The sequence below is a fragment of the Dechloromonas sp. CZR5 genome (genome assembly GCF_008711155.1).
In the GTDB taxonomy this organism is placed as follows: domain Bacteria; phylum Pseudomonadota; class Gammaproteobacteria; order Burkholderiales; family Rhodocyclaceae; genus Azonexus.
In genome coordinates, this window is record NZ_VUYQ01000008.1 from 67,676 (window position 1) to 92,121 (window position 24,446).

The 24,446-nt window shown below is 64.9% G+C and carries 20 protein-coding genes; 14 read left to right on the forward strand and 6 right to left on the reverse strand.

Annotated elements, in window-relative coordinates; translation table 11 throughout:
• Positions 1-41: 41 nt before the first annotated feature.
• The 5 genes from fba to F1002_RS17745 form a co-directional block, all read right to left on the reverse strand.
• Positions 42-1,079 (reverse strand): class II fructose-bisphosphate aldolase, encoded by a 1,038-nt coding sequence (fba, locus tag F1002_RS17725; protein WP_150430376.1) that lies wholly within the window; start codon positions 1,077-1,079, stop codon positions 42-44.
• Positions 1,080-1,090: 11 nt separating this feature from the next.
• Positions 1,091-2,098, reverse strand: a complete 1,008-nt coding sequence (gene gap / locus F1002_RS17730; protein ID WP_150430377.1) for a type I glyceraldehyde-3-phosphate dehydrogenase — start codon at positions 2,096-2,098, stop codon at positions 1,091-1,093.
• A gap of 118 nt (positions 2,099-2,216) precedes the next feature.
• Positions 2,217-4,262 carry a transketolase gene (gene tkt / locus F1002_RS17735; protein WP_150430378.1) on the reverse strand — a complete coding sequence of 682 codons (2,046 nt, stop codon included), beginning with the start codon at positions 4,260-4,262 and terminating at the stop codon, positions 2,217-2,219.
• Positions 4,263-4,272: 10 nt separating this feature from the next.
• Positions 4,273-5,145: a phosphoribulokinase gene (locus F1002_RS17740; RefSeq protein WP_150430379.1), complete on the reverse strand. Its 873-nt coding sequence runs from the start codon at positions 5,143-5,145 to the stop codon at positions 4,273-4,275.
• 38 nt (positions 5,146-5,183) lie between these two features.
• Entirely contained in the window at positions 5,184-6,251 is a 1,068-nt protein-coding gene (locus tag F1002_RS17745; protein WP_150430380.1) for a class 1 fructose-bisphosphatase, read from the reverse strand.
• Positions 6,252-6,429: 178 nt separating this feature from the next.
• Between F1002_RS17745 and F1002_RS17750 the strand changes: the two genes are divergently transcribed.
• The 4 genes from F1002_RS17750 (at position 6,430) to F1002_RS17765 (ending at position 9,025) form a co-directional block, all read left to right on the forward strand.
• The gene (locus F1002_RS17750; RefSeq protein WP_150430381.1) at positions 6,430-7,128 is read left to right on the forward strand and encodes an HAD family hydrolase; all 699 of its coding nucleotides are present in this window, start codon (positions 6,430-6,432) and stop codon (positions 7,126-7,128) included.
• A 156-nt stretch (positions 7,129-7,284) separates the two neighbouring features.
• Positions 7,285-7,959 (forward strand): CsgG/HfaB family protein, encoded by a 675-nt coding sequence (locus tag F1002_RS17755; RefSeq protein ID WP_223879663.1) that lies wholly within the window; start codon positions 7,285-7,287, stop codon positions 7,957-7,959.
• 14 nt (positions 7,960-7,973) lie between these two features.
• A complete protein-coding gene (locus tag F1002_RS17760) occupies positions 7,974-8,351 on the forward strand; it encodes a DUF4810 domain-containing protein (RefSeq protein ID WP_150430383.1) in 378 nt (125 codons plus the stop codon).
• Positions 8,348-9,025, forward strand: coding sequence for a DUF799 domain-containing protein (locus tag F1002_RS17765; RefSeq protein ID WP_150430384.1), 678 nt, complete (start codon positions 8,348-8,350; stop codon positions 9,023-9,025). Before F1002_RS17760 ends, F1002_RS17765 begins: the two co-directional genes overlap by 4 nt.
• A 24-nt stretch (positions 9,026-9,049) precedes the next feature.
• Here the strand turns inward: F1002_RS17765 and F1002_RS17770 are convergent, their stop codons facing one another.
• Positions 9,050-12,592, reverse strand: a complete 3,543-nt coding sequence (locus F1002_RS17770; protein WP_150430385.1) for an EAL domain-containing protein — start codon at positions 12,590-12,592, stop codon at positions 9,050-9,052.
• A gap of 296 nt (positions 12,593-12,888) precedes the next feature.
• Between F1002_RS17770 and F1002_RS17775 the strand changes: the two genes are divergently transcribed.
• From F1002_RS17775 to F1002_RS17820, 10 genes are all read left to right on the forward strand, one after another.
• Entirely contained in the window at positions 12,889-13,464 is a 576-nt protein-coding gene (locus tag F1002_RS17775; protein ID WP_150430386.1) for a DUF4337 domain-containing protein, read from the forward strand.
• Between the two features lie 5 nt (positions 13,465-13,469).
• Complete coding sequence (locus tag F1002_RS17780; protein ID WP_150430387.1) at positions 13,470-14,558, forward strand: hypothetical protein; 1,089 nt, start codon at positions 13,470-13,472, stop codon at positions 14,556-14,558.
• Positions 14,559-14,570: 12 nt separating this feature from the next.
• Positions 14,571-15,185, forward strand: coding sequence for a trimeric intracellular cation channel family protein (locus F1002_RS17785; RefSeq protein WP_150430388.1), 615 nt, complete (start codon positions 14,571-14,573; stop codon positions 15,183-15,185).
• Positions 15,186-15,190: 5 nt separating this feature from the next.
• Positions 15,191-15,766, forward strand: a complete 576-nt coding sequence (locus F1002_RS17790) for an ACP phosphodiesterase (protein WP_150430389.1) — start codon at positions 15,191-15,193, stop codon at positions 15,764-15,766.
• Positions 15,767-15,925: 159 nt separating this feature from the next.
• Positions 15,926-17,305: a ribulose-bisphosphate carboxylase gene (locus F1002_RS17795; RefSeq protein WP_150430390.1), complete on the forward strand. Its 1,380-nt coding sequence runs from the start codon at positions 15,926-15,928 to the stop codon at positions 17,303-17,305.
• 35 nt (positions 17,306-17,340) lie between these two features.
• Complete coding sequence (locus F1002_RS17800; RefSeq protein WP_370452185.1) at positions 17,341-18,141, forward strand: CbbQ/NirQ/NorQ/GpvN family protein; 801 nt, start codon at positions 17,341-17,343, stop codon at positions 18,139-18,141.
• 3 nt (positions 18,142-18,144) lie between these two features.
• Entirely contained in the window at positions 18,145-20,442 is a 2,298-nt protein-coding gene (locus F1002_RS17805) for a nitric oxide reductase activation protein NorD (protein WP_223879664.1), read from the forward strand.
• A 70-nt stretch (positions 20,443-20,512) separates the two neighbouring features.
• On the forward strand, positions 20,513-21,463 hold the full coding sequence (locus F1002_RS17810) for a LysR family transcriptional regulator (protein WP_150430392.1): 951 nt from the start codon (positions 20,513-20,515) through the stop codon (positions 21,461-21,463).
• Positions 21,464-21,495: 32 nt separating this feature from the next.
• A complete protein-coding gene (locus F1002_RS17815; RefSeq protein WP_150430393.1) occupies positions 21,496-22,827 on the forward strand; it encodes a DUF3422 family protein in 1,332 nt (443 codons plus the stop codon).
• Between the two features lie 637 nt (positions 22,828-23,464).
• A complete protein-coding gene (locus tag F1002_RS17820) occupies positions 23,465-24,397 on the forward strand; it encodes a phosphoribosylaminoimidazolesuccinocarboxamide synthase (RefSeq protein ID WP_150430394.1) in 933 nt (310 codons plus the stop codon).
• Positions 24,398-24,446: the final 49 nt, after the last annotated feature.

Consider the following 24,446-nt stretch of genomic DNA (forward strand, 5'->3'; position numbering starts at 1 on the left):
GGGGCCAAAAGCAGACTACCGCAGTAGTGAAAACGGGGGGATCAGCGGTACAGCGCGGTCATTTTTTCCAGTGGCAGCGGCTTGATGCGGCTGGCCTGACCGGCACTGCCGAAGGCCTCGAAGCGCTGGCGGCAGATGTCACGGGCGGCCGCCACGGCGGCCTTCAGGAAAGCACGCGGATCGAATTCATCGGGCTTCTCGGCCATCGCCTTGCGCATCGCCCCGGTCATCGCCAGGCGGATGTCGGTATCGATATTGACCTTGCGCACACCGTGCCGGATGCCCTCGACGATTTCCTCGACCGGCACACCGTAGGTTTCCTTCATCGCGCCCCCGTACTGACGGATGACCGCCAGCCACTCCTGCGGCACGCTGCTTGAGCCGTGCATGACCAGATGGGTGTCGGGGATGCGGGCATGGATGGCCTTGATGCGGTCGATGGCGAGGATTTCGCCGGTCGGCGGGCGGGTGAACTTGTAGGCGCCGTGGCTGGTCCCGATGGCGATGGCCAGGGCATCGACGCCGGTCTTGGCGACGAAGTCGGCGGCCTCCTCCGGGTCGGTCAGCATCTGCGAATGATCGAGCTTGCCGGCAGCGCCGATGCCGTCTTCCTCACCGGCTTCTCCGGTTTCCAGCGAGCCGAGGCAGCCCAGCTCGCCCTCGACCGAGACGCCGATGGCGTGGGCCATCTCGACCACCTTGGCCGTAACGAGAACGTTGTAGGCATAGGTGCTCGGCGTCTTGCCATCGGGACACAGCGAGCCGTCCATCATCACGCTGGAGAAGCCGCTGCGCATCGATTGCTGGCAGACCGCCGGCGAGGTGCCGTGGTCCTGGTGCAGGCAAACCGGAATGTCCGGGTATTGCTCGATGGCGGCTTCGACCAGCTTGCGCAGGAAGGGCTCGCCGGCGTATTTGCGTGCTCCCGCCGAGGCCTGCAGGATGACCGGGCTGTCGCAGGCTTCGGCCGCCTGCATGATGGCCTGAATCTGCTCCATGTTATTGACGTTGAAGGCGGGCAGGCCGTAGCGGTGCTCGGCGGCGTGGTCGAGCAACTGGCGTAGGGATATCAGGGCCATGACGTTTCCTTTCAGTGCATGACGTGGCGGACGAGCCGCAACAGGTTGCAGGTGTAGCCGTACTCGTTGTCGTACCAAGCGACGACCTTGACGAAGCTGGCGTCGAGCGCGATGCCGGCCTCGGCATCGAAGACCGAGGGCTGCGTGCACCCGCGGAAATCGGTCGATACCACCTTGTCGCGGGTATAGCCGAGCACGCCCTTGAGCGGGCCGGATTCGGCGGCGGCCTGCATCGCCGAACAGATTTCGTCGTAGCTGGTTTCGCGCTCCAGCTCGACGGTGAGGTCGACCACCGAGACGTCGGAGGTCGGCACGCGGAAGGCCATGCCGGTCAGCTTTTTATTCAGCGCCGGGATCACCTTGCCGACCGCCTTGGCCGCACCGGTCGAGGACGGGATGATGTTTTCCAGGATGCCGCGCCCACCACGCCAATCCTTGCCGGATGGCCCGTCCACCGTCTTCTGGGTGGCGGTGGCTGCATGCACGGTGCTCATCAAGCCGCGCTTGATGCCGAATTTTTCATGCAACACCTTGGCTACCGGGGCCAGGCCATTGGTCGTGCACGAGGCCGCCGAGACGATGGCTTCGCCGGCATAGCGTTCGTGATTGACGCCATAGACGAACATCGGCGTCTCGTCCTTGGCCGGCGCCGACTGCACCACCTTCTGCGCACCGGCCTCGAGGTGCTGGCGGCAGCTCTGATCGGTGAGAAACAGGCCGGTTGCCTCGATGACCACATCGGCGCGAACGCCGCCCCAGTTCAGCTCGGCCGGATTCTTGACCGCGCTGAGGCGGATGCTGCGGCCGTTGACGATCAGCTTGTTGCCGTCGACCACGATGTCGCCGGCAAACTTGCCGTGCACCGAGTCGTGCTTGAGCATGTAAGCGAGGTAGTCCGGTTCGAGCAGGTCGTTGATGGCGACCACTTCGAGATCGGCGAATTCCGCCTGTTCGGCGATGGCCCGGAAGGCCATGCGTCCGATGCGGCCGAAGCCGTTGATGGCAACCCGAATGGGCATGGTGTGTCTCCTTGATGATGTGAATTCTGGGCAAAGCCGCCCCCGCACACCCGGAAGTCGGGTGCGAGAGCTTGAGGATTCGGAGCCCGGCGAACCGGGCGGGGACTCAGGTCAGCGTCTAGAAGTCGCCATCGGCACCGCCGGCACGAACGACGGCGCGCAACACCGTCTGCACTAGGTTCGCAGCGGTCAGGCCGAAGTGCTGATACAGGGCGGGGGCCGGGCCGGATTCTCCGAACTCGTCGATACCAAGGACTTCTCCATCCAGGCCGACGTATTTGCGCCAGATGTCGGTTTGCCCCGCCTCAACCGCCACACGGGCGATATCGGGCGGCAGCACGGCATTCTTCCAGCTCGCCGGCTGACGGTCGAAACGCCGAGTGCAGGGCATGGACACCACGTGCACCGGAACACCCTGGGCCTTGAGCGCGGCCTGGGCCTGCATGGCCAGCGACACTTCCGAGCCGGTGGCGATGATTACTGCCTGCGCGGGACCATCGGACTCCGACAAGATGTAGCCGCCCCGGCTGGCACCTTCCGCCCGGCTGGCTTCGCCACCATACTGAGGGAGGTTCTGGCGCGACAAGAGCAGGGCGGAAGGTCCGTCACGGCGTTCCAGCGCGTCGCTCCACGCGATGGCCGTTTCCAGCTCATCGCAGGGGCGCCAGACATCAAGTCCGGGAATGACGCGCAGGCTCGCCGCATGTTCGATCGGCTGGTGGGTCGGCCCGTCCTCGCCGAGGCCGATGGAATCGTGGGTCAGGACATGGACGACGCGCTGCTTCATCAGCGCGCTCATCCGGATGGCGTTGCGGGCGTAGTCGGAGAACACGGCAAAGGTGCCGCCGTAGGGAATCAGCCCGCCGTGCAGCGCGACGCCGTTCATGATCGCCGTCATGCCGAATTCCCGCACGCCGTAGGAAATGTAGTTGGGCACCTCGCCCTCGGCCGTCGCGTGCAAGGCGCGGCTGCCCTTGCCGGCGGTCAGGTTGGAGCCGGTCAGGTCGGCCGAACCGCCCAGCAGTTCCGGGACGCGGTCGACCAGATAGTCGAGGCTGTTCTGCGACGACTTGCGGGTGGCGATGGCGCCCTCCTTGGCAGCCGCCGTGGCGAGCAGGGCCTTGCGGATTTCAGGCCATTTTTCCGGCAGGCCGCCGGCCTGGGTGCGCTCGAATTCGGCCGCCAGTTCAGGGTATTGCTTGCGGTAGGCAACGAAGCGGACCTGCCACTCGGCTTCGGCGGCCGCGCCCGACAGGCGGGCATCCCAGGCCTCGCGCAGCGCCGAGGGCACGTCGAAGGGCGCATGCGGCCAGTTCAGGGCGGCGCGGGTGGCGGCCACTTCGTCGGGGCCGAGCGGCGCACCGTGCACATCGTGGCTGCCCACCTTGTTGGGCGAGCCCCAGCCGATCTGTGTACGGCAAACGATCAGCGTCGGCTTGCCGGCAACACGCGCCTCAGCGATGGCCGTGGCGACTGCGGCTGCGTCGTGCCCGTCAACCGGACCGACAACGTGCCAGCCGTAGGCGCGGAAACGGGCCGGCGTGTCGTCGCGGAACCAGCCTTCGACATGGCCGTCGATGGAAATCCCGTTGTCGTCGTAGAAGGCGACCAGCTTGTCCAGCCCCCAGACCCCGGCCAGCGAGCAGGCTTCGTGGCTGATACCTTCCATCAGGCAGCCGTCGCCGAGGAAGACCCAGGTACGGTGATCGACGATGCTGCATTCCGGCTGGTTGTAGCGCTCGGCCAGCAGCTTCTCGGCCAGTGCCATGCCGACGGCGTTGGTCAGGCCCTGGCCGAGCGGCCCGGTGGTCGTCTCGACGCCCGGCGTATGGCCGACTTCCGGATGCCCTGCCGTCTTGCTGCCGAGCTGGCGGAAGTTCTGGAGTTGTTCCAGCGGCAGGTCGTAGCCAGTCAGGTGGAGCAGCGCGTAGAGCAACATCGAACCATGGCCGTTGGAGAGGACGAAACGGTCGCGGTCCGGCCATTTCGGATTCGTCGGGTTGTGCTTGAGGTGGTCACGCCAGAGCACTTCGGCAATGTCGGCCATCCCCATCGGGGCGCCAGGGTGGCCGGACTTGGCTTTCTCGACGGCGTCGATGGCGAGGAAGCGGACGGCATTCGCCAGCTCGCGACGGAAGGCGATTTCGGTGTGGTCTCGTTCCATGGTTTTCTCCTCAGGCGCGGCGCTTCAGGTCCATCAGGCGGAGGACCATGGGGGTGAAGATCATCTGCATGGCCAGGCCCATCTTGCCGCCGGGCACGACCAGCGTGTTCGGGCGGGTGAGCATGGAGCCGTGCAACATGGAGAGCAGGTACTGGAAGTCGATGCCCTTGGGGTTGGCGAAGCGGATGACGACCATGCTCTCGTCGGCCGTCGGGATGTCGCGGGCGATGAAGGGATTGGAGGTATCGACGATGGGCACGCGCTGGAAATTGACATGGGTGCGGCCGAACTGCGGACACAGGTGGCTGACGTAGTCCGGCATGCGGCGCAGGATGGTGTCCGTCACCGCCTCCTGCGAGTAGCCGCGCATCTTCTGGTCGCGGTGCAGCTTCTGTATCCACTCCAGGTTGATGATGGGCACGACGCCGACGCAGAGATCGACCTGCTTGGCGATGTCGATGCCGTTGCCAGCCCAGGCGCCGTGCAGTCCCTCGTAGAACATCAGGTCGGTGCCCCCGGGAATGTCCTGCCACGGCGTGAAGGTACCCGGTTCCTGCTGCCACGGCTCGGCTTCGCCGGCATCGTGCAGGTACTTGCGGACCTTGCCGGTGCCGCTGCTGCCGTAATCGACGAACAAAGCTTCCAGTTCGCCGAGCAGGTTGGCCTCCGGGCCGAAATGGCTGAAGTTCAGGTTGCCGAGCGCCTCCTGCGCCTTCATCTCGGCGCGCATGCTGAGCCGGTCGTAGCGATGAAAGGAATCGCCCTCGACGATCTGGGCATTGAGCTTCTCGCGCCGGAAGATGTGCTGGAAGCTCTGCATCACCGTGCTGGTGCCGGCGCCGGATGAGCCGGTGATGGCGATGATGGGGTGTTTGACGGACATGGATGTCTCCTGCGGATGTGAATGCTTTGCCCGGCGCTTCAGGCCGTGTCGCGGAACAGGGAGCGTTCCGAGAACAGCGGCGACACGAAGGGACGGTCGGCGCCGGTGTCGTATTCCTGGTGGTAGCGCTCGACCCGCTCGACCTCGTTCTTCGAACCGAGGATGACCGGCACGCGCTGGTGCAGGCTGTCCGGCTGCACATCGAGAATGCGCTGGCGCCCCGTGCTCGCGGCCCCGCCGGCCTGCTCGACGAGCATGGCCATCGGGTTGGCTTCGTAGAGCAGGCGCAGGCGGCCGGGCTTCTTCGGGTCCTTGTTGTCCTTGGGATACATGAAAATGCCGCCACGGATCAGGATGCGGTGCACTTCGGCCACCATCGAGGCGATCCAGCGGGTATTGAAATCCTCGCCGCGCACCCCGGACTTGCCGGCCTTGCACTCGGCCACATAGCGCTGCACCGGCGGCTCCCAGAAACGCTCGTTGGAGGTGTTGATGGCAAATTCGCGGGTGTCTTCCGGCACCCGGATATTGGCGTGGGTGAGGATGAAGTTGCCGCTCTCGCGGTCCAGCGTGAAGCCGTGCGTACCGTTGCCCAGCGTCAGCACCATCATGGTCGATGGGCCGTAGATGGCGTAGCCGGCTGCGACCTGCTCGCAACCCGGGCGCAGGTAATCGCCCGGCTCGGCATCGCCGGCGCTGGCGCGGGTGAAGATCGAGAAAATGGTGCCGACCGAGACATTGACGTCGCTGTTCGACGAGCCGTCGAGCGGATCGAACACCAGCAGATAACGACCGCGCGGATATTCGGCCGGGATAGCATACGGGTCGTCCATCTCCTCGGAGGCCATGCCGGCGAGCTGGCCGCCCCACTCGCAGTGCCGCAGGATGGCTTCGTTGGTCAGCACATCGAGCTTCTTCTGCACCTCGCCCTGGACATTGGTGCTGTCCAGCGCACCGAGGCTGCCGCCGAGCGCCCCCTTGGCCACCATCGCCGAGATGGTCTTGACGGCGGCGGCCACGTCGATGAGCAGGGCGCCCAGCTCGCCGTGGCTGGCGCGGGTATGTTCGATGACGAACTTCGAGAGGGTTGTGCGACCGAATTGCATGGCGTCTCCAATCATTCTGGTGGTACCGCATTGGCAACCACGATAAGTGACGCAACAATTAAGTAACAGTCAGATTTTCTTAAGCACCAATTCAGCAATAACTTACTAAACGATGCCTTACCGGCGACTTCAAGAACCCTGACTGGCCAGGGAGCCGGCCAAACGCTAAGGTGGGTGCATGCATGGAATCCAGGCCCTGATCTTCGATGTCGATGGCACGCTTGCCGAAACCGAGCGCGACGGCCATCGCCCCGCCTTCAACGCCGCCTTTGCCGAACTCGGAGTCGACTGGCACTGGGATGAAACCCGGTACGGCGAGTTGCTCGCCATCACCGGCGGCAAGGAGCGCATGCGGCACTATGCACAGCGCTACGATCCCGACATCGCCGCCCGCCCCGATCTCGATACGTTGATCAAGCGGCTGCATGCCGCCAAGACGGCGCATTACGTCCGGCTCGTCGGCGAAGGGCGGCTCGTCCTGCGCCCCGGCGTTGCCGAGCTGATTGCCGAAGCCCGTGCCGCCGGCATCCGGCTCGCCATCGCCACCACCACGTCCCCGGAAAACGTGAGCGCCCTGCTCGATGCCAGCCTCGCCCCCGGCTCGAGCGACTGGTTCGAGGTCATCGGCGCCGGCGATGTCGTCGCCGCCAAGAAACCCGCCCCCGACATCTATCGCTGGGTGCTCGAGCGCCTTGCCCTGCCTCCCGGCGCCTGCCTGGCCATCGAGGATTCCGAAAACGGCCTGCGCGCCGCCGTGGGTGCCGGGCTGCGCTGCGCGGTTACGGTCGGGGAATACACGCGAGGGCAGGATTTTTCGGGTGCGGCGGCTGTATTCGAGAACCTGAGCGGAGTCTCGCTCGCACACCTGCAGCCCTAGGCGCACCGGCCGGCGGCAGGCGGAAAACCAGCCCAGGCGCACCGGGGCCGGCAAGCCCCTTTGCCCTGCATGGCCTTTTGGATACTACAATCGCATCTTTCCGGACATGCTGTGCCCGACGGGCCCGGATGCGCCGCCATCCTTGAGGAGAGAACCGTGTTCAAGAAAAACATCCTGGCCTGCACTTGCGTTGCCGTGGCCGCCACGATTTCCGGTTGTGCGACGGAAGATTCCCGCACCCTGGTGCCGCAACAGACTGCCGCCGCCGCGCGACCCTACGTCGGCGTGCGCCAACCGATTTCCGTCGGCAAGTTCGACAACCGCTCCAGCTTCATGCGCGGAATCTTCACCGATGGCGTCGATCGCCTGGGCAGCCAGGCCAAGACCATCCTGGTTGCCCATCTCCAGCAAACCAACCGCTTCTCGGTCCTCGACCGCGAGAACATGTCGGAAATCAGGCAGGAGGCGGAAATCGCCAAGAAGCAGCAGGCACTGAAGGGGGCTCGTTACGTCATCACCGGCGACGTCACCGAATTCGGGCGCAAGGAAGTCGGCGACCACCAGCTGTTCGGCCTTCTCGGGCGCGGCAAGCAGCAGATCGCCTACGCCAAGGTGGCGCTGAATGTGGTCGACGTGCAAACCTCGGAAGTCATCTACTCCACCGCCGGTGCTGGCGAATACTCGCTTTCCAATCGCGAGGTGGTGGGTTTTGGCGGTACGGCCAGCTACGACTCGACCCTGAACGGCAAGGTACTCGATCTGGCGATCCGCCAGGCCGTGGATAGCCTGGTCAACGGCATTGAAGCCGGCGCCTGGCGCCCGGGTAACTGACCCCGGGGACAGGCATGCTTCAAGCATCTCCCAAACGGGGCCTGCCCTTGCTGGCGGTCCTGTTGGCAAGCGTCCTCACCGGCTGCGTCAATCGTCCGCAAGCGCTGTACCACTGGGGCAACTTCCAGGATCAGCAGTACGCCTACTTCAAGGGCGACAAAGGCCCGGAGGATGGCATCCAGAACCTGGAGCGGGTTCGCGAGGAAGCGCGGTCGCGCGGCCGCCCCCTGCCGCCGGGCTTTCAGGCGCACCTCGGCATGCTGTACGGACAGACCGGGCGAACCGACCTGTTCGAACAGCATCTGCTGGCCGAAAAACAGCAGTTCCCGGAAAGCGCCGTCTACGTGGATTTCCTGCTGAAGAAAAAACAAAAACAGGAAGTCAGCCGATGACAACGATCCACAGACTGGCGGGTACAGCCCTGGCGCTGGCAACCCTGCTGCTTGGTGGCTGCGCCACGCCACCTTCATACGACTACACGGCCTTCAAGGAAGCGCGCCCGACGTCGATTCTCGTCCTGCCGCCGCTCAACAGCTCGCCGGACATCGCCGCCACCTACAGCATGATGTCCCAGACGACGGCGCCGCTTGCCGAATCGGGTTACTACGTCTTTCCGGTCACGCTGGTCGATGAGAGTTTCAAGCAGAACGGGCTGACCGTACCGGCCGACATCCACGCCGTGCCCATCGGCAAGCTGCGCGAAATCTTCGGTGCCGACGCCGCGTTGTACATCAATGTCAGGCAGTACGGCACCTCTTATGCCGTGATCGCCAGCGAAACCCGCGTCACGGCGGAAGCCCGGCTGGTCGACCTGCGCAGCGCCCGGGTGCTGTGGTCGGGTATGGCGACCGCCTCCAGTGCCGAAGGCAGCAACAACAACAGCGGCGGCCTGATCGGCCTGCTGGTCAATGCGGCGATCCGGCAGATCATCGAAACCCTCAGCAGCCAGGGTCATCTCATTGCGGGCCGGACAAGTACAAGGCTGCTGAGCGCCGGACGCCCCAATGGCATCCTGTACGGCCCACGCTCGCCGATGTACCTCAAGGAAGGCGTGCCGGCGCAGTAAGGACGATGCCGCCACGGCGGGCGATCAGATCGTTTTCCACGCCTCGGCCCGGGCCCAATTGCCGCACCAGGAAGGCATTTCACTGGCCGGCATCGGTTTGGCGATGCCATAGCCCTGGGCCAGGCGGCATCCCATCTTGCGCAGAGCCGAGCCGTGGGCCATGGTTTCCACGCCTTCGGCGATCACCTCGTGATGGAAAGCCGAGGCAAGCTGGATCACGCCATGAACGATGCCCAGATCGTCGGGATTCTCCAGCATGTCGCGGACGAAACTCTGGTCGATCTTGAGCGTATTGATCGGCAACTTGCGCAGATAGGTCAGCGACGAATAGCCGGTGCCGAAATCGTCCAGGGAAAACCCGACGCCAAGCGCCATGCAGCGCTCCAGAACCTGAACGGCCCTCTCCATATCGCTCAGTGCGGCGGTTTCCAGAATCTCCAGCTCCAACGTCGCCGGCGAAACAGCGGCATGGCGGGCCAGGGCATATCCGAGCCGGTCGACGAAATTGGCCTGCAGCAAGTGGTTGGCGCTGATGTTCACACTCACCGTGATGTGCAGACCCATCGCCATCCAGCCTTCGATCTGTTTGAGCGCCGCCTCGATCACCCATTCGCCGAACTCGCATTCGAGATCGCTGCCGTGCAGGTCCGGCAGGAATTCGCTGGGCGGCAGCAAGCCGCGCTCCGGATGCTGCCAACGCGCCAACGCTTCGGCGCCGATCACCTCGCCACTCACCAGGTCGACCTTGGGCTGATAGAACAGGACGAATTCATCTCGCAATACCCCCAGTCGCAAGCGATCCAGATGAGCCCGGTGGCGCTGGGCCATGCGATCGCTCTCCGGGTCGAAAAGCTGATAGCGGTCCTTGCCGGCCAGCTTGGCCAGATACATCGCCTGATCGGCGTGGCGGAGCAAGGTATCGGGATCTGAGTCATCCGCCGGGTACAGGCTGACCCCGATGCTGGCGGAAATCGACAGGCGGTATCCCTGTACGTTGACCGGCTTGCGCACCGCCAGCAGCAAGCGGTCCAGAACCTGCGTACATTCCTCCGGCGAGGCGATATCGCTGAAAAGGACGACAAATTCATCGCCCCCCAGACGGGCCAGGGTGTCGTCTACCCGCAACACCTGTTTCAGGTGTTCGCTGACACCCAGCAACAGTTGATCTCCGACTGCATGGCCATATCGGTCATTGATCACCTTGAAACCGTCGATATCCATGAAACAGACCGCCGACAACTTGCCGCTTCGCGTGGCGCGGGCAAGCAACTGCCGGAGGCGATCGGATAGCAATCGCCGATTCGGCAATGCCGTCAGCGAATCGTAGTTGGCCGCCCGGTCCACTTCCACCTCGTGTGCCTTGAGCTGGCTGATATCGGAGAAGACGCCGATGTAGTGCTGAATCCTGCCTTGCTGATCCCGCACCGCGGAAACGGACTGCAACGCGACAAACAGCTCGCCGTTCCGGCGCCGGTTCCAGATTTCGCCCTGCCAGACATCGCGCTGTTGCAGCGCCGCCCAAAAACCCTGGAAGAATGCCTCGTCGTGTCGCCCGGAAGCCAGCATTCGGGGAGACCTGCCGATGATTTCGCCGCCGCTGTAGCCGGTGATGCGCGTGAATGCCGGGTTGATCTTGGTAACCAGGCCATCCGCATTGGTCACCATGATGGCCTCGTAGCAATGCTCGAACACCGAAGTTGCTTCCAGCTGCGCCAACTCGAATTTCTTGCGCTCGGCAATATCGGTATGGGTACCCGACATGATCAGCGGCGAACCGTCGGCTTCTCGCTCCACCACGCTGCCTCGCGTCAGGACCCAGAGCCAGTCGCCCGCCTCGGTCAGGCACCTGATCTCAGCTTCATGCCGATCGGACTGCCCGCCCAGATGGCGCTCTATGGAGGCAAGCGCCGATGGAAAATCATCCGGATGCACCAATGCCGGCCAATTGTCGGTAGATACATCCATCTCGCCGGGTTGATAACCGAGCATGCTTTCCCAGCGCCCGCTCACGCTGAATTCGTTGGTTTTCAAATTCCATTCCCAATACCCCTGGTCGGCCCCCTCCAGAACCCGTGCCAGGCGTTGCTCGCTATTGCGCAAGGCGCTTTCGGCCCGGCGTCGCTCGGTAATATCCGTGCCCAGCACGTAATACCCGACGACATGCCCCGGATCATCGTACTTGGGTGCATAGTTGATGACTTGCCAGACCCCGGGGAAAGGCTCCCAATCATAGCTTTGCGGTTCGCCTTGAAGAACCCTGGCAATCAGCGGGGCAGCGATCGCGTACCGCTCTTCACCCAGGATTTCCCGTACCGTACAACCGGCAATGTCCGGCCTATTCGATGCGAAACACGACCGATACTGTTGATTGCCATAGACATAGTGCTGATCGGCATCGACAAAGGCGATCAGCGCCGGAACGTTGTTGATGACCTCCTGCAGGTGGCTTTCGCTTTCATGCAGTTGCCGTGTACGCTCATTGACACGCTGTTCCAGCAGCACGTTTTGTTCGCGAACCATCCGCTGGGCTTCGCGGGCCGCCGATTCGTCATGGAAAACGATCACCGAGCCGCGTATGTCCCCCGCCACGCCCCTGATCGGCGCAGCGCTATCCGCAATAGGCAGCAGGGTGCCATCCCGGGCAACCAGCATCGCGCGACTGGCCCGTTTGCCAACCGTGCCGCTCCCGGGCAGCGCGCTCATCGCTTGATCGAGCGGCAGTTCGCCCGCTTCGCCGGTCAGGCGAAAAACCTCGTCCAGCGAGCGCCCTTGCGCCTCGGCAAACAGCCACCCGGTCATTTGCTCGGCCGCCGCATTCATCCGCGTAATCCGGCGCTCGATATCGGTCGCGATCACCGCATCGCCGATGGAGCGCAAGGTGATCGACAGGTCCTCCTCACTGTCGGCCAGCGCCTGACGACTGGCGTGCGTTTCGTTCAGCTGGCGCCGAACCAGGAAATAGGTGCCGACCAGCAAGGCAAAAAGCGCCGTCGTAGCCAAAGCTGCAAGGATCAGCGTTCTATCCCGCCCCTTCGTTTGTTCGGTCGTGAACCTCTCAAGCAGCCGACCTTCCTCTTCGTACATGCTCGCCAGCACCTGCCGGGTTCTCGCCCGCGTTTCCTGCAGCGGTGCCGAAGCAACGAATGCATTCGCCGCCTCGACGCCCTGGTTCTTGCGCAGGAACTCGACGTGTCGGGCCATTTCGATACGCTGCTCGATGACCTCCCGTAGCTGCTCCCAGTGCATTTGCTGCAGCGGATTGTCGATCGTGAGCGCACGAAGCTGCAGCAGCAAGCCCTCCCGTTCCGCAATGCTGGCATCTCGTTCAAGCAGGTATTTTTCGTTGCCGGAAATTCGGAAGTTCTGGGCAGAAAGTTCGATTTGCAGCGTATCGGCCCGGATACGCGCCAGTTCGCGAAGCACCTCCTGGGTATGGGCAACTCGTCGCACCGACTCCGTTGCATCTGCCGCCACTTTCCAGGTCATGCCGGAAAGCAGTACAACCACGGCAAGAGCGAGCCCTAAGGCCACCAGGATCCAGGTTTTGAATTTATCCAACTGTCGCACGACCGTCACTCGTCAAAAATTCGATACAGCCTCGCCAAATTCCGGCTGAAGAGAAGAAATACGCGGCAGATCAACTATTGCATCAAGCAAGCATTACCTAGGCCAGCAAAACAGACAACCAAAAACATCAAAAGTTTCTTTTTTGATAACCGATATCAACTTTCTCGTCACACCGACCGACTCCTGACCTGGCCCATTGCACGGCGACCATCCGGAAATACCCGCCTGCCCGACAGACGGCACATCCCAATATAGAATTAGCGCCTCACAGCAACTGCTACATAAAGGATTACCCAATGTCCGGTCACGGTTTTCACGTTCATGGCCCGCACGATCACGAGGTCGAGCACGTCGCCCAGCATGGCGGCGACAATTTCACGTCGCGCATTGCCGTGCTCACCGCCATCCTGTCGACGGTGGGGGCCATCTTCGGCTACATGGGCGGCCACTCGCAGAACGCCGCGCTGCTCTACAAGAACGATGCCGCCATCCAGAAAACGGCCGCCTCGAACCAGTGGAATTACTACCAGGCAAAGAGCAACAAGCAGAACCTGGCCGAACTGTCGGTGACGCTGACCACCGGCGAGGCGCAGGAGAAATTCAAGGCCGCCGTCGAGCGCTACAAGAAGGAAAAGGAAGAGATCAAGGCCGAGGCCGACAAGCTGGAAGCCGAAGCCAAGGCCTCGGACGAGCGCAGCAACCAGGAAATGCACGTACACGAGCGCTGGGCGCTGGCCACCACACTGATCCAGATCGCCATCGCGCTGTCGGCCATCACGCTGCTCACCCGCAAGCGCTGGATGCTGGTCGGCGTTTACGGTGCCTCGGTCCTCGGGGTCGCGGCCGGCGTCATGGGCTACCTGCACCTCTGAGCGGCGTGCCGCTCCGCCGCAACCTGCTCGCCGGGCTGGCCGGCTGCCTGCTAGCCGCTGTCGCCGCGGCTGGCGAGCCGTGCCGTGTCGCCTTCGACATGGGCTCATCCGGCATCCGCGCCGGCCAATCCGGCCGTCCGGAAGTGCTGCGGGCGGATATCGACTACCTCACCCCGCTGTCGGCCGGACGCGGACTGGCCGACACGTTGCCGGCAACCGTCGCCGCGCTGCGCGACCTGCCGGCGCAAGGCGGCTTCGACCCGGGCTGCACCCGGCTGGGCGGCGGTTTTTCCGCCTGGCGCATGGCGGCACAGGAAGACCGCCGCAAGCTGGCCGGCGATCTGGAAGCCATCCGCAACAGCAGCGGCGTTGCCGTACTGGTCATCCCGCAGCGCCAGGAGGGCGCCTACGGTTACCTCGGCGCCCGCCGGCTGCTCGGCAACCGGCTGACCACCAGCCACATTCTCGACATCGGCGGCGGCAGCCTGCAGATCGCCGGCGAAAGCCACTCCTTCGGCGCCCAATTCGGGCAGAAGCTCTGGCACCGCGAACTGTGCAAAGCCCTGCGCCACAGTACCGAGCTGCCCTGCGCGCTGCAGCCGCTGACCCCGGCCGAACTCGACAGTGCCCGCCAGCTGCTGCGCAGTCGCCTGCAAGACATCGCCCGCGACTTGCCGGGCGGCGCCCGGATGACCGCCATCAGCCGCCCGGTCACGCGCGGCATAGCGCCCGCCGTAGCCCACCTGTTCAACCGTCCGGCCGGCCTGGACAGCTTGTCGCCCACCCTGCTGCGCGCCACGCTGGAAGTGAACGCCGGCCTCGGCCTGGATGAAATGGCCAACCGCCTGGGCAGCGAACGCAAGCATGCCGCCTACCTGATCTCCGACCTGCTGCTGGTCGAAGGCCTGATGCAGGCCACCGGCAACCACGACCTGCGCATCGCCGAACTCGACCTGACCAACCTGCCCGGCCTCCTCGCCGACGACCGCGGCTACGGCTGGGTGGCGCAGCATGATTGCTACCTGCGGCGTCTGCGCGCGATGGGGGTCGGCGCCTATTTCAGCGACCCGGCGACCTGCACGCCCTCCCGCTAGGACCCGAGCCCCATGGAAAACCTGCTCTACTGGACCGCCCTCGTTGCCGTCGGCGTCAATGCCCTGACCGGCGTGCTCGATGCCGGCCGCAAGCAGATGGACCTCGTCGGCGCGGTGATGGTCGGCACGGCCACGGCGCTGGGCGGCGGCACTGTGCGCGACGTGCTGCTCGATCGCAAGGTCTTCTGGATCGCCGACCAGACCTATCTCCTGGTCGCCATCGCCACCACCCTCGTCATTTTTTTCGCCGTGCGCGGCATGAAACTGCCGCCCCGACTGTTCCTCATCCCGGATGCCATCGGCCTCGCGCTATTCACCATCACCGGCACCCAGGTCGCCCTCGAATGGCAGGCCCCGTGGCTGGTTGCCAGCCTGCTCGGCGTCATCACCGGGGTGGTCGGCGGCGTGCTGCGCGACGTGTTGTGCAACGAGGTGCCGCTCATCTTCCAGCGTGGCGAACTCTATGCCTCGGCGGCCTGGGCCGGCGCCCTGACGCTGATCGGCCTGCAGGCGCTGGACATCTCGCCGGTGATCGCCGCCTGGGCCGGCATGGCCATCGTTCTCGGCGCCCGGCTGCTGGCCATGGCCTTCCGTATCACCCTGCCGACCTACAGCGAACGGCAGTAGCCGCCATGAACTTCCTCGCCCACGCCGTGCTGGCCGGTGACGACCCGGCGCTCATCGTCGGCGGGGTGGTCGGCGACTGGATCAAGGGCCCGCTCCCCGGCGCCCTGCCGCCCGACCTGGCGCGCGGCGTCGCCCTGCACCGGGCCATCGACAGCCATGCCGAGACGCATCCGGCCTTCCAGCGCAGCCGCAACCGCATCGCAGCCGACCGCCGCCGCTACGCCGGCGTGCTCGTCGACATTTTCTACGACCATCTGCTGGCCCGCGACTGGGTCCAACTCCGGCCGATGGCACTCGATCTGTTCTGCACCGACGTTTATCGCCACATCGAAGCCCGGATCGCCGAACTGCCAGAGCATGCGCACACCGCCATGCGGCTGATGGCCGACGAAAACTGGCTGCGCAGCTATGCCGACCTGACCGGCATCGCCGATGTACTGCAGCGCATGGGGCGACGCGCCCGCCAACCCAATTCGCTGTCCGGCGGCGAACAGGCCTTCGATGCCGACCCCGCCGGCTTCGCCGAAGACTTTGCGTGGTGGTTTGCCGACGCACGGGATTTCGCCGCGCGCTGGTCATAGCCTTGCCCAGCCGGGCGCACAGCCTTCGCTGATCTGGCAGCAAATAAATAAACGATAACTGATCAATTAGATAAAAACACGTGACTGTTATTTATCAATAGTCCCCCCTAGCATTCAGTCCATCAGTTGTCCTGACGAACAAACCCAAGGAGACGAACGATGGACCAATCGAACCGCTATGCCGACCTCAGCCTGCGCGAGGAGGACCTCATCGCCGGCGGCGGACACATCCTGTGCGCCTACAAGATGAAGCCCAAGGCCGGCTATGGCTACCTCGAGGCAGCCGCGCACTTCGCTGCCGAATCCTCGACCGGCACCAATGTCGAGGTCTGCACCACCGACGAATTCACCAAGGGGGTCGATGCGCTGGTCTATCAGATCGACGAATCCGCCGAGGAAATGCGCATCGCCTACCCGATCGACCTCTTCGACCGCAACATCACCGACGGCCGCATGATGATCGTCTCCTTCCTGACCCTGACCATCGGCAACAACCAGGGCATGGGCGACATCGAATACGCCAAGATGTACGACTTTTTCGTTCCGCCGCGCGCCATCCAGCTGTTCGACGGCCCGGCCAAGGACATTTCCGATCTCTGGCGCATTCTCGGCCGGCCGCAGCAGGACGGCGGCTACATCGCCGGCACCATCATCAAGCCCAAGCTCGGCCTGCGCCCCGAGCCGTTCGCCCGCGCCGCCTACGAGTTCTGGCTGGGCGGCGATTTCATCAAGAACGACGAACCGCAGGGCAACCAGACCTTCGCGCCGATGAAGCAGGTCATCCCGCTGGTCGTCGATGCGATGCGCCGGGCGATGGACGAGACCGGCCAGCCCAAGATCTTCTCGGCCAACATCACCGCCGATGACCACTACGAAATGCTCGCCCGCGGCCACTACATCCTCGAAGCCTTCGGGCCGGACGCCGACAAGGTGGCCTTCCTGGTCGACGGCTATGTCGGCGGCCCGGGCATGATCACCACCGCCCGCCGCAGCTTCCCCGGCCAGTACCTGCACTATCACCGCGCCGGCCACGGTGCCGTCACCAGCCCGCAGTCCAAGCGCGGCTACACCGCCTACGTGCTGGCCAAGATGAGCCGCCTGCAGGGTGCCTCCGGCATCCACGTCGGCACCATGGGCTACGGCAAGATGGAAGGCGAGAAGGACGACCGCGCCATCGCCTACATCATCGAGCGCGACAGCTATACCGGCCCGGCCTATCACCAGGAGTGGTACGGCATGAAGCCGACGACGCCGATCATCTCCGGCGGCATGAACGCCCTGCGCCTGCCCGGCTTCTTCGAGAACCTCGGCCACGGCAACGTCATCAATACCGCTGGCGGCGGCTCCTACGGCCACATCGACAGCCCGGCGGCCGGCGCCAAATCGCTGCGCCAGGCCTACGAATGCTGGAAGGCCAAGGCCGACCCCATCGAATGGGCCCGCGAACACCCCGAGTTCGCCCGCGCCTTCGCCTCCTTCCCCGGCGACGCCGACAAGCTCTACCCCGGCTGGCGCGAAAAGCTGGGCGTGCACAAATAAGGCGGCCCCAACGCCGTCACGGAGAAGCCGCCATGATCAGTCCCGACGCCTACCGTATCCGCAAGCAGCCGTTCTACCAGCCACAAGGCAACGAAGTCGCCCTTTACGAAGCGGCCTACGCCGCCCGCCTGCCGGTCATGCTCAAAGGGCCGACCGGCTGCGGCAAGTCGCGCTTCGTCGAATACATGGCCTGGAAGCTCGGCAAGCCACTGGTCAGCGTGGCCTGCAACGAGGACATGACGGCTGCCGACCTGGTCGGCCGCTATCTGCTGGACGCCGGCGGCACCCGCTGGCAGGACGGCCCGCTGACCCTGGCGGCACGCATCGGCGCCATCTGCTATCTCGACGAAATCGTCGAGGCCCGCCAGGACACGCTGGTGGTCATCCACCCGCTGACCGACCACCGGCGCGCCCTGCCGCTCGACAAGAAAGGCGAGCAACTGGCCGCGCACCCGGATTTCCAGCTGGTCATTTCCTACAACCCCGGCTACCAGAGCCTGGTGAAAGACCTCAAACAATCGACCAAGCAGCGCTTCACCGCCTTCTCGTTCGACTACCCGCCCGCCGCGCTGGAGGTGCAGATCGTTGCCGCCGAAACCGGGATTGCCGCAGCGCTCGCGGAACAGCTGGTCAGTATCGCCCAGGCCGGCCGCCGACTCAAGGGACACGGGCTGGACGAGGGCATCTCGACGCGGCTGATCGTCTATGCCGCCACCCTGATCGCCCACGGCATTCCCCCGGCCGAAGCCTGCCGCATGGCCATGGTCCGCCCGATCACCGACGACGCCGACGTGATCGACGCTCTGGACCACGCCATCGCGGCCATCTTTGGCTGAACCATGGCGGTTCCCGGCATCCGCAACCTTGCCGACGCCCGCCAGCGGCTGATGGCCACGGCCGAATCGCAGGCCGCCTGGACTGCGCTCGACTGCGGCTTCGCGGCTGTCGCCGACGTCTTCGACGAATGCTGGGCGGCCGCCCGGCAGCACATCACCCCCGCCGAACATCCGGCCTTCCTCGATGCCGCACGCACCATCGGCAAACTCGGTCGCGGCGCCGAACCCCTGCTCGCCTTTCTCGAAGGCTGGCCGCGCGTCGTCGCCACGCTGGCCCTGCCGCAATCGGCCATCCTGCCGACGCTGATGGACAGCATCCGGCGCCTGCAGAAGTCGCCCAACGCACCGGCCGTCACCCCGTTGCTGCAAACCCTGGGCGCGGTCGCCGAACGCCTGCGCAGCGCCGATGCGCTGGCCGACTACCAGACGCTGGCGCTCGACCTCGCCGAGCGCACCGCCGGCTCCATCCACGGCCGCCAGACAACGCACCCCAGCCCCGCGCTGCCGGATTTCCTGCGCCAGGCCCCGCGCCTGCTCGGCCTGTTGTCGCTGGCCGGCCTGCGGCGCTGGATCGACAGCGGTATCCGCCTGACTTCCCCCCACCCCGAGCAGCAACGCGCCTATTTCACCCTTGCCTCGCCGGAAAGCCGGGCCCTGCTCCAACGCGAACGGGAGGGAACGCTGTTTGCCGATGTCGAGCGCCGGCTCGGCCTCGGCCTCGCTGCCCTGTGGACCGACGACAGCCCGCTCGTTCCCTATTCGACCGCCTTCGCCGCGCCCGGCCTGCGTCCCTATCTGGCGGCTGACGGCATGCGCCTGCCCGACGCCCTGGGTACGCTATCCGGCATCGACGGGCTGCAGCGCTATCGCGCCATGCTCGCCCACCTGGCCGCCCACCGGCAGTGGAGCCGGCCGCTCGTCGCCGACAACTGGAGCCCCCTGCAGCGCCTGGCGGTGGAGACCTTCGAAGATGCCCGCATCGACCTGCTCCTGCTTCGCCGTTTCCCCGGCCTGCAGCCGGTACTGCTGGCACTGCACCCGCAACCGGCCGAAGACGCCTGTGACCCCGACCGGGTCAACACCCTGCGCCATCGGCTGACCTGCCTGTCGCGCGCCTGCCTCGATGTCGATCACCCCTACACCGCCATCGCGACCCGGGAATTCGCCGCTCGCCTGCATGCGCTGCTCGCCGACGACGAAGCCTCCACCTTCGCCGTTGCAGAGTTGGCGCTTGCCTGGGCAGCGCGCACCCGGGTGCCGAGCGACCAATACGCCAACGTGCATTTCGCCGACACCGAGATCGACTACCGCGACGACAACCGGCACCTGTGGACCTTCATCGAAGCAGGCGACGAGGAAGACAGCTTCGACCCGCCGCCCGCGCCGGCCAAGCCGGAGCGTGCCGGACTGCCGCCGCGTCATTACCCGGAATGGGATGGCGCGACGCAAAGCTTCCGTCCTGACTGGGCCGCCGTCTACGAGGCCCTGCATCCGGCCGGCAACCCGGCCGACATCGACCGCCTGCTCGAGCGTCACGCTCTGCTCGCCCGCCGCCTCAAGCGCCTGCTCGACCTGCTCAAGCCGCAGGACAGGGTTCGCCTGCGCTACCAGGAGGACGGCAGCGAACTCGACCTCGACGTTGCGGTGCGCGCCTGGACCGACTGGCAGAGCGGCCGCTTGCCCGAACCCCGCATCAACGTCAGCCATCGCACCAACGGCCGCGACATCAGCGTGCTACTGCTCATCGACCTCTCGCAATCGCTCGCCGCCCGCCTGCCCGGCAGCGAGCAGCGCATCCTCGACACCGCCCGCGAAGCGGTCGCCCTGCTGGGCTGGGCCATCGGCGAGCTGGGCGACGCCTGCGCCATCGCCGGCTTTCACTCCAACACCCGGCACGAAGTGCGCTATCACCACATCAAGGGCTTTTCCGAGGCCTGGGACGACACCGTCAAGGCGCGTCTGGCAGCCGTCGAAGCCGGCTACTCGACGCGCATGGGCGCGGCCATTCGCCACGCCGGCCACACCCTCTCCGGGCGGCACAGCGAAAAGCGCATCCTGCTCCTGCTCACCGACGGCGAGCCGGCCGACATCGATGTCACCGATCCGGACTACCTGATCGCCGACACCCGCCAGGCCATCGAAACGCTCGCCGCCGAGGGCATTTCCACTTTCTGCCTGAGCCTGGACCCGAATGCCGAGCGCTATATCGGGCGTATTTTCGGAAAGCGCTGGCGGGTACTCGACCGCATCGAAAATCTACCGGAGCAACTGCCGATGGCCTACCTGAACCTGACACGCTGATTGACGCCGAGCAGGCGGGCTTCTAAAGTCAGCCATCACTGAATCCATACTGACAGACATTCAGCCTTTCATGAACTTTATCCGCTCCCTGACCCTGCGCCAGCTGCAAATCTTCGTCGCGGCCGCCCGCCATCTGAGCTACGCCCGCGCCGCCGAGGAACTGCACCTGACACCGCCAGCCGTGTCGATGCAGCTCAAGCAGCTCGAGGACAATGTCGGCCTGCCGCTGTTCGAGCGCATGGGGCGCGGCGTGGCGCTGACCGACGCGGGCGACATGCTGGTGCATCACGCCCTGCGCGTCCTCGGCGAGATCAAGGACGCCGAATCCAACCTGCAGGCGCTGCTCGGCGCGGAGGTCGGCCAGCTATCGGTCGGCCTGGTCAGCACGGCCAAGTACTTCATGCCGCGCCTGCTCGCCAAGTTCTCGCAGGAACACCCGGGCATCGAGGTGCAGTTCTCGGTCGGCAATCGCGAAAGCCTGCTCCAGAAGCTGCAGGACAACGCTATCGACCTCGCCGTGATGGGCCGCATCCCGACCGAAATCGACGCCCACGCCGAGCCGATGGCCAGCCACCCCTATGTCCTGATCAGCCCGGCCGAGCACCCGCTGCGCGATGCCCGCCGCTTCGACATGCACGAGCTGCGCCACGAAACCTTCCTGCTGCGCGAGGAAGGCTCGGGTTCGCGCCGCGTTGCCGAGGAAATGTTCAAGAACCACCTGTTCACCCCGCCGCGCACGATCAGCATGGGCAGCAACGAGACGATCAAGCAGGCCGTGATGGCCGGCATGGGCGTGGCGCTGATGTCGCTGCACACCCTGCCGCTGGAACTGAAGACGGCCGAGGTGAGCATTCTCGACGTGATCGGCACGCCCATCGAACGCACCTGGTACGTGGTCAACATGAATGCCAAACGCCTGCTGCCGGCCGGCCAGCGCTTCCGCCAGTACCTGCTCGAACAGTCGGCCGTCGCCCTCGAACACGAATTCGGGCGCTACGTGATTCCTCGCACAGCAAGCTGATTGTGTTGGGCTACAATCTGGTGCACCGCAACATGACCTCTTCGACGCCGATCATGCATCCCCGCCTCGCGCTATCCGAACTGACCGAACACCCGCTCCGCCAGCGCCTGAACAACGAGTTCCACGCCCGGCCGCCGGTGCCGCTGGTCGGCCCGGTGCTCGTCTCGCACCTGGTCTTCAAGCACAGTACCGAGAAAGCGCCGGCGGCGCGCGACAACCTGGGCAAGCTGTGCCAGGGCCACGTCTGCAATTCGATCGACAGTTCCGACTCGCACATGATGGTCGACACCGGCGCCTTCCGCATGCGCTGGGAGCTGCACACCGAATTCTCCAGCTACACCTTCTTCCGGCCGCTGACGACCGGCGAGGAACTGCACCCGGACGTCACCGCCTTCGACGCGGTGCATCCCGAATGGATCGCCGGCATCCCCGGCAAGCTGATCGTCGCCACCCACGTTGAACTGCGCTCCACCGACGAGATCAGCCCCGACTCCGTGCTCGCCAGCCTGACGCCGAACGGCCGCACCATGGTGGCGGCACGCGTCGCCGACGAAACGGCCTGGATTTTCACCGATTTCAAGATCGACAACGGCTTCTCGCGCTTCCTTGTGCTCAACGCCAGCATGACCCAGCGCCAGACTGGCCGCACCGTGCAGCGCCTGGTCGAGATCGAGACCTACCGCATGATGGCCCTGCTCGGCCTGCCCGTCGCCAAGGAAGTTGGCAAATGGCTGTACAAGGGCGAGAAGGAACTCGCCGAAATGATGGACCACATCGGCCAGGCCCGGAGCGCCGACGACGAGCGCAACATCCTCGCCTCGCTGTCCCGGCTCGCCGCCGAGGTCGAGCACTCCGTCGCCCGCACCACCTTCCGCTTCGGCGCCTCCCGCGCCTACCACGGGCTGGTCATGCAACGCATCGAGGAACTGCGCGAGCAGCGCATTTCCGGTCTGCCGACCTTCACCGAGTTCATGCAGCGCCGCCTGCTGCCCGGCATGAACACCTGCGAAGCCATCGCCCGCCGCCAGGAAGAACTCTCCGCCCGCGTCGCCCGCAACTCGCAACTGCTGCGCACCCGCGTCGACATCGAACTCGAGCGCCAGAACCAGGAACTGCTCGCCCAGATGAACCGCCGCGCCAAACTGCAATTGCATCTGCAGGAAGCCGTCGAGGGTCTGTCGGTCGTCGTCCTCACCTACTACGGATCGCAGCTGGTGCAGTACATCGCCAAGGGCACGAAGGAATTGCACCATCTGAACACCGATGTGATCACGGCTATTTCGATTCCCGTGATTGCCGGATTGGTGGCGTGGGGAACGCGGCGGATGCGGAAGAAGCTGGCGCGGGAAGAAGGGGCTGCCTGAGGGCTGCTTTGTCGCTCGTGCAGGCAGTTGTTTCCGCCCTTGCGGGGCGTCTCACTTTCTTTTGCTTCGCCAAAAGAAAGTAAGCAAAGAAAAGGCGACCCCGGGTCGGTGCCCGCTACGCGGTTTCCCTGCGCTACTCGAAACGCCGGGCGGCTTGCCTGAACTCGCCTGCGGCTCAAACAAGGCAAGCCGAAATCCCCCGGCATTTCTGCATTGCTCGGCACCTCTCAAAGGGGCCCGGAAAAACATCCGGGTTTGATCTGCCCAAGACTTTTTGACACTCCCTCAGTTCGCCATTTGGCGGACAGCACTCAGTCACGCGACGCCTTTCGGGTCCCCATCTGAAGCGCCGAGCAACGCAGCTGCTGGCGGGAAAAGGGCGAGGACTGTCTGAGGGCGTAGCCCGAGTTCCGCAGCCCCCGCCAGTAGCGAGTAGCGCAGAGAAGTCGGCAACGCCGACCGCGTAAGCTGGGGTCGCCTTTTCTTTGGCTACTTTCTTTTGGCGAAGCAAAAGAAAGTACGCCCGCCCCGCAAGGGCGGAAAACAACGCCCAAAGAAACGCCCAAGACGCCAAGCACGAAACCAACCCCCAGCAATAATTTATAATCCCCCCTTTGCTCATTTCGGGAACCCGATCGTGACCGCTCCGCTCTTCGAATCCACCATCACCAGCCTCCCCCTCATCAACAAGGGCAAGGTCCGCGACATCTACGCCATCGACGACGAAAAGCTGCTCATCGTCACCAGCGACCGTCTCTCCGCCTTCGACGTCGTCCTGCCCGATCCGATCCCGCGCAAGGGCGAAGTGCTGCAGGCGGTGGCCAATTTCTGGTTCGACAAGCTGGGCCACATCGTCCCGAATCAACTGACCGGCATCGATCCGGAAACCGTCGTTGCGCCGAACGAGCGCGATCAGGTCCGTGGCCGCGCCGTCGTCGTCAAGCGCCTGCGCCCGCTGCCCATCGAGGCGGTGGTTCGCGGCTACGTCATCGGTTCCGGCTGGAAGGACTACCAGCAGACCGGCGCCATCTGCGGCATCGCGCTGCCGGCCGGCCTGAAGATGGCCGCCAAGCTGCCGTCGCCGATCTTCACCCCGGCCACCAAGGCCGCCGTCGGCGACCACGACGAAAACGTCTCCTTCGCCACCGCCCAGGCCAACTGCGCCGCTGACCTCGCCGACGCGCTCGCCGGCACCGGCAAGAATGGCGCCGGGCTGGCCGACGAAGCGCGCATCGCCGCCCTGCGCCTGTACGAGGAAGCCTCCGCCTACGCCAAGGGCCGCGGCATCATCATCGCCGACACCAAGTTCGAATTCGGCATCGACAAGGCCGGCACCCTGCACCTGATCGACGAAGCGCTGACCCCGGACTCCTCCCGCTTCTGGCCGGCCGACCAGTACGTCGAAGGCCAGAACCCGCCGTCCTACGACAAGCAATACGTCCGCGATTACCTGGAAACCCTGGACTGGGGCAAGGTCGCCCCCGGCCCCAAGCTCCCGGCCGACGTCATCGCCCGCACCAGCGCCAAGTACATCGAGGCCTACGAGCGCCTGACCGGCCAGACGCTGTAAGCAAAAGCCGCTTAAAAAAACGCCCGCTGAATGCGGGCGTTTTTACTTT

Bases quoted from the DNA above. Each gene is read 5' to 3' on its own strand.
- fba (WP_150430376.1), bottom strand. From the start codon at position 1,079: ATGGCCCTGATATCCCTACGCCAGTTGCTCGACCACGCCGCCGAGCAC.
- gap (WP_150430377.1), bottom strand. From the start codon at position 2,098: ATGCCCATTCGGGTTGCCATCAACGGCTTCGGCCGCATCGGACGCATG.
- tkt (WP_150430378.1), bottom strand. From the start codon at position 4,262: ATGGAACGAGACCACACCGAAATCGCCTTCCGTCGCGAGCTGGCGAAT.
- F1002_RS17740 (WP_150430379.1), bottom strand. From the start codon at position 5,145: ATGTCCGTCAAACACCCCATCATCGCCATCACCGGCTCATCCGGCGCC.
- F1002_RS17745 (WP_150430380.1), bottom strand. From the start codon at position 6,251: ATGCAATTCGGTCGCACAACCCTCTCGAAGTTCGTCATCGAACATACC.
- F1002_RS17750 (WP_150430381.1), top strand. From the start codon at position 6,430: ATGCATGGAATCCAGGCCCTGATCTTCGATGTCGATGGCACGCTTGCC.
- F1002_RS17760 (WP_150430383.1), top strand. From the start codon at position 7,974: ATGCTTCAAGCATCTCCCAAACGGGGCCTGCCCTTGCTGGCGGTCCTG.
- F1002_RS17765 (WP_150430384.1), top strand. From the start codon at position 8,348: ATGACAACGATCCACAGACTGGCGGGTACAGCCCTGGCGCTGGCAACC.
- F1002_RS17775 (WP_150430386.1), top strand. From the start codon at position 12,889: ATGTCCGGTCACGGTTTTCACGTTCATGGCCCGCACGATCACGAGGTC.
- F1002_RS17785 (WP_150430388.1), top strand. From the start codon at position 14,571: ATGGAAAACCTGCTCTACTGGACCGCCCTCGTTGCCGTCGGCGTCAAT.
- F1002_RS17790 (WP_150430389.1), top strand. From the start codon at position 15,191: ATGAACTTCCTCGCCCACGCCGTGCTGGCCGGTGACGACCCGGCGCTC.
- F1002_RS17795 (WP_150430390.1), top strand. From the start codon at position 15,926: ATGGACCAATCGAACCGCTATGCCGACCTCAGCCTGCGCGAGGAGGAC.
- F1002_RS17805 (WP_223879664.1), top strand. From the start codon at position 18,145: ATGGCGGTTCCCGGCATCCGCAACCTTGCCGACGCCCGCCAGCGGCTG.
- F1002_RS17810 (WP_150430392.1), top strand. From the start codon at position 20,513: ATGAACTTTATCCGCTCCCTGACCCTGCGCCAGCTGCAAATCTTCGTC.
- F1002_RS17815 (WP_150430393.1), top strand. From the start codon at position 21,496: ATGACCTCTTCGACGCCGATCATGCATCCCCGCCTCGCGCTATCCGAA.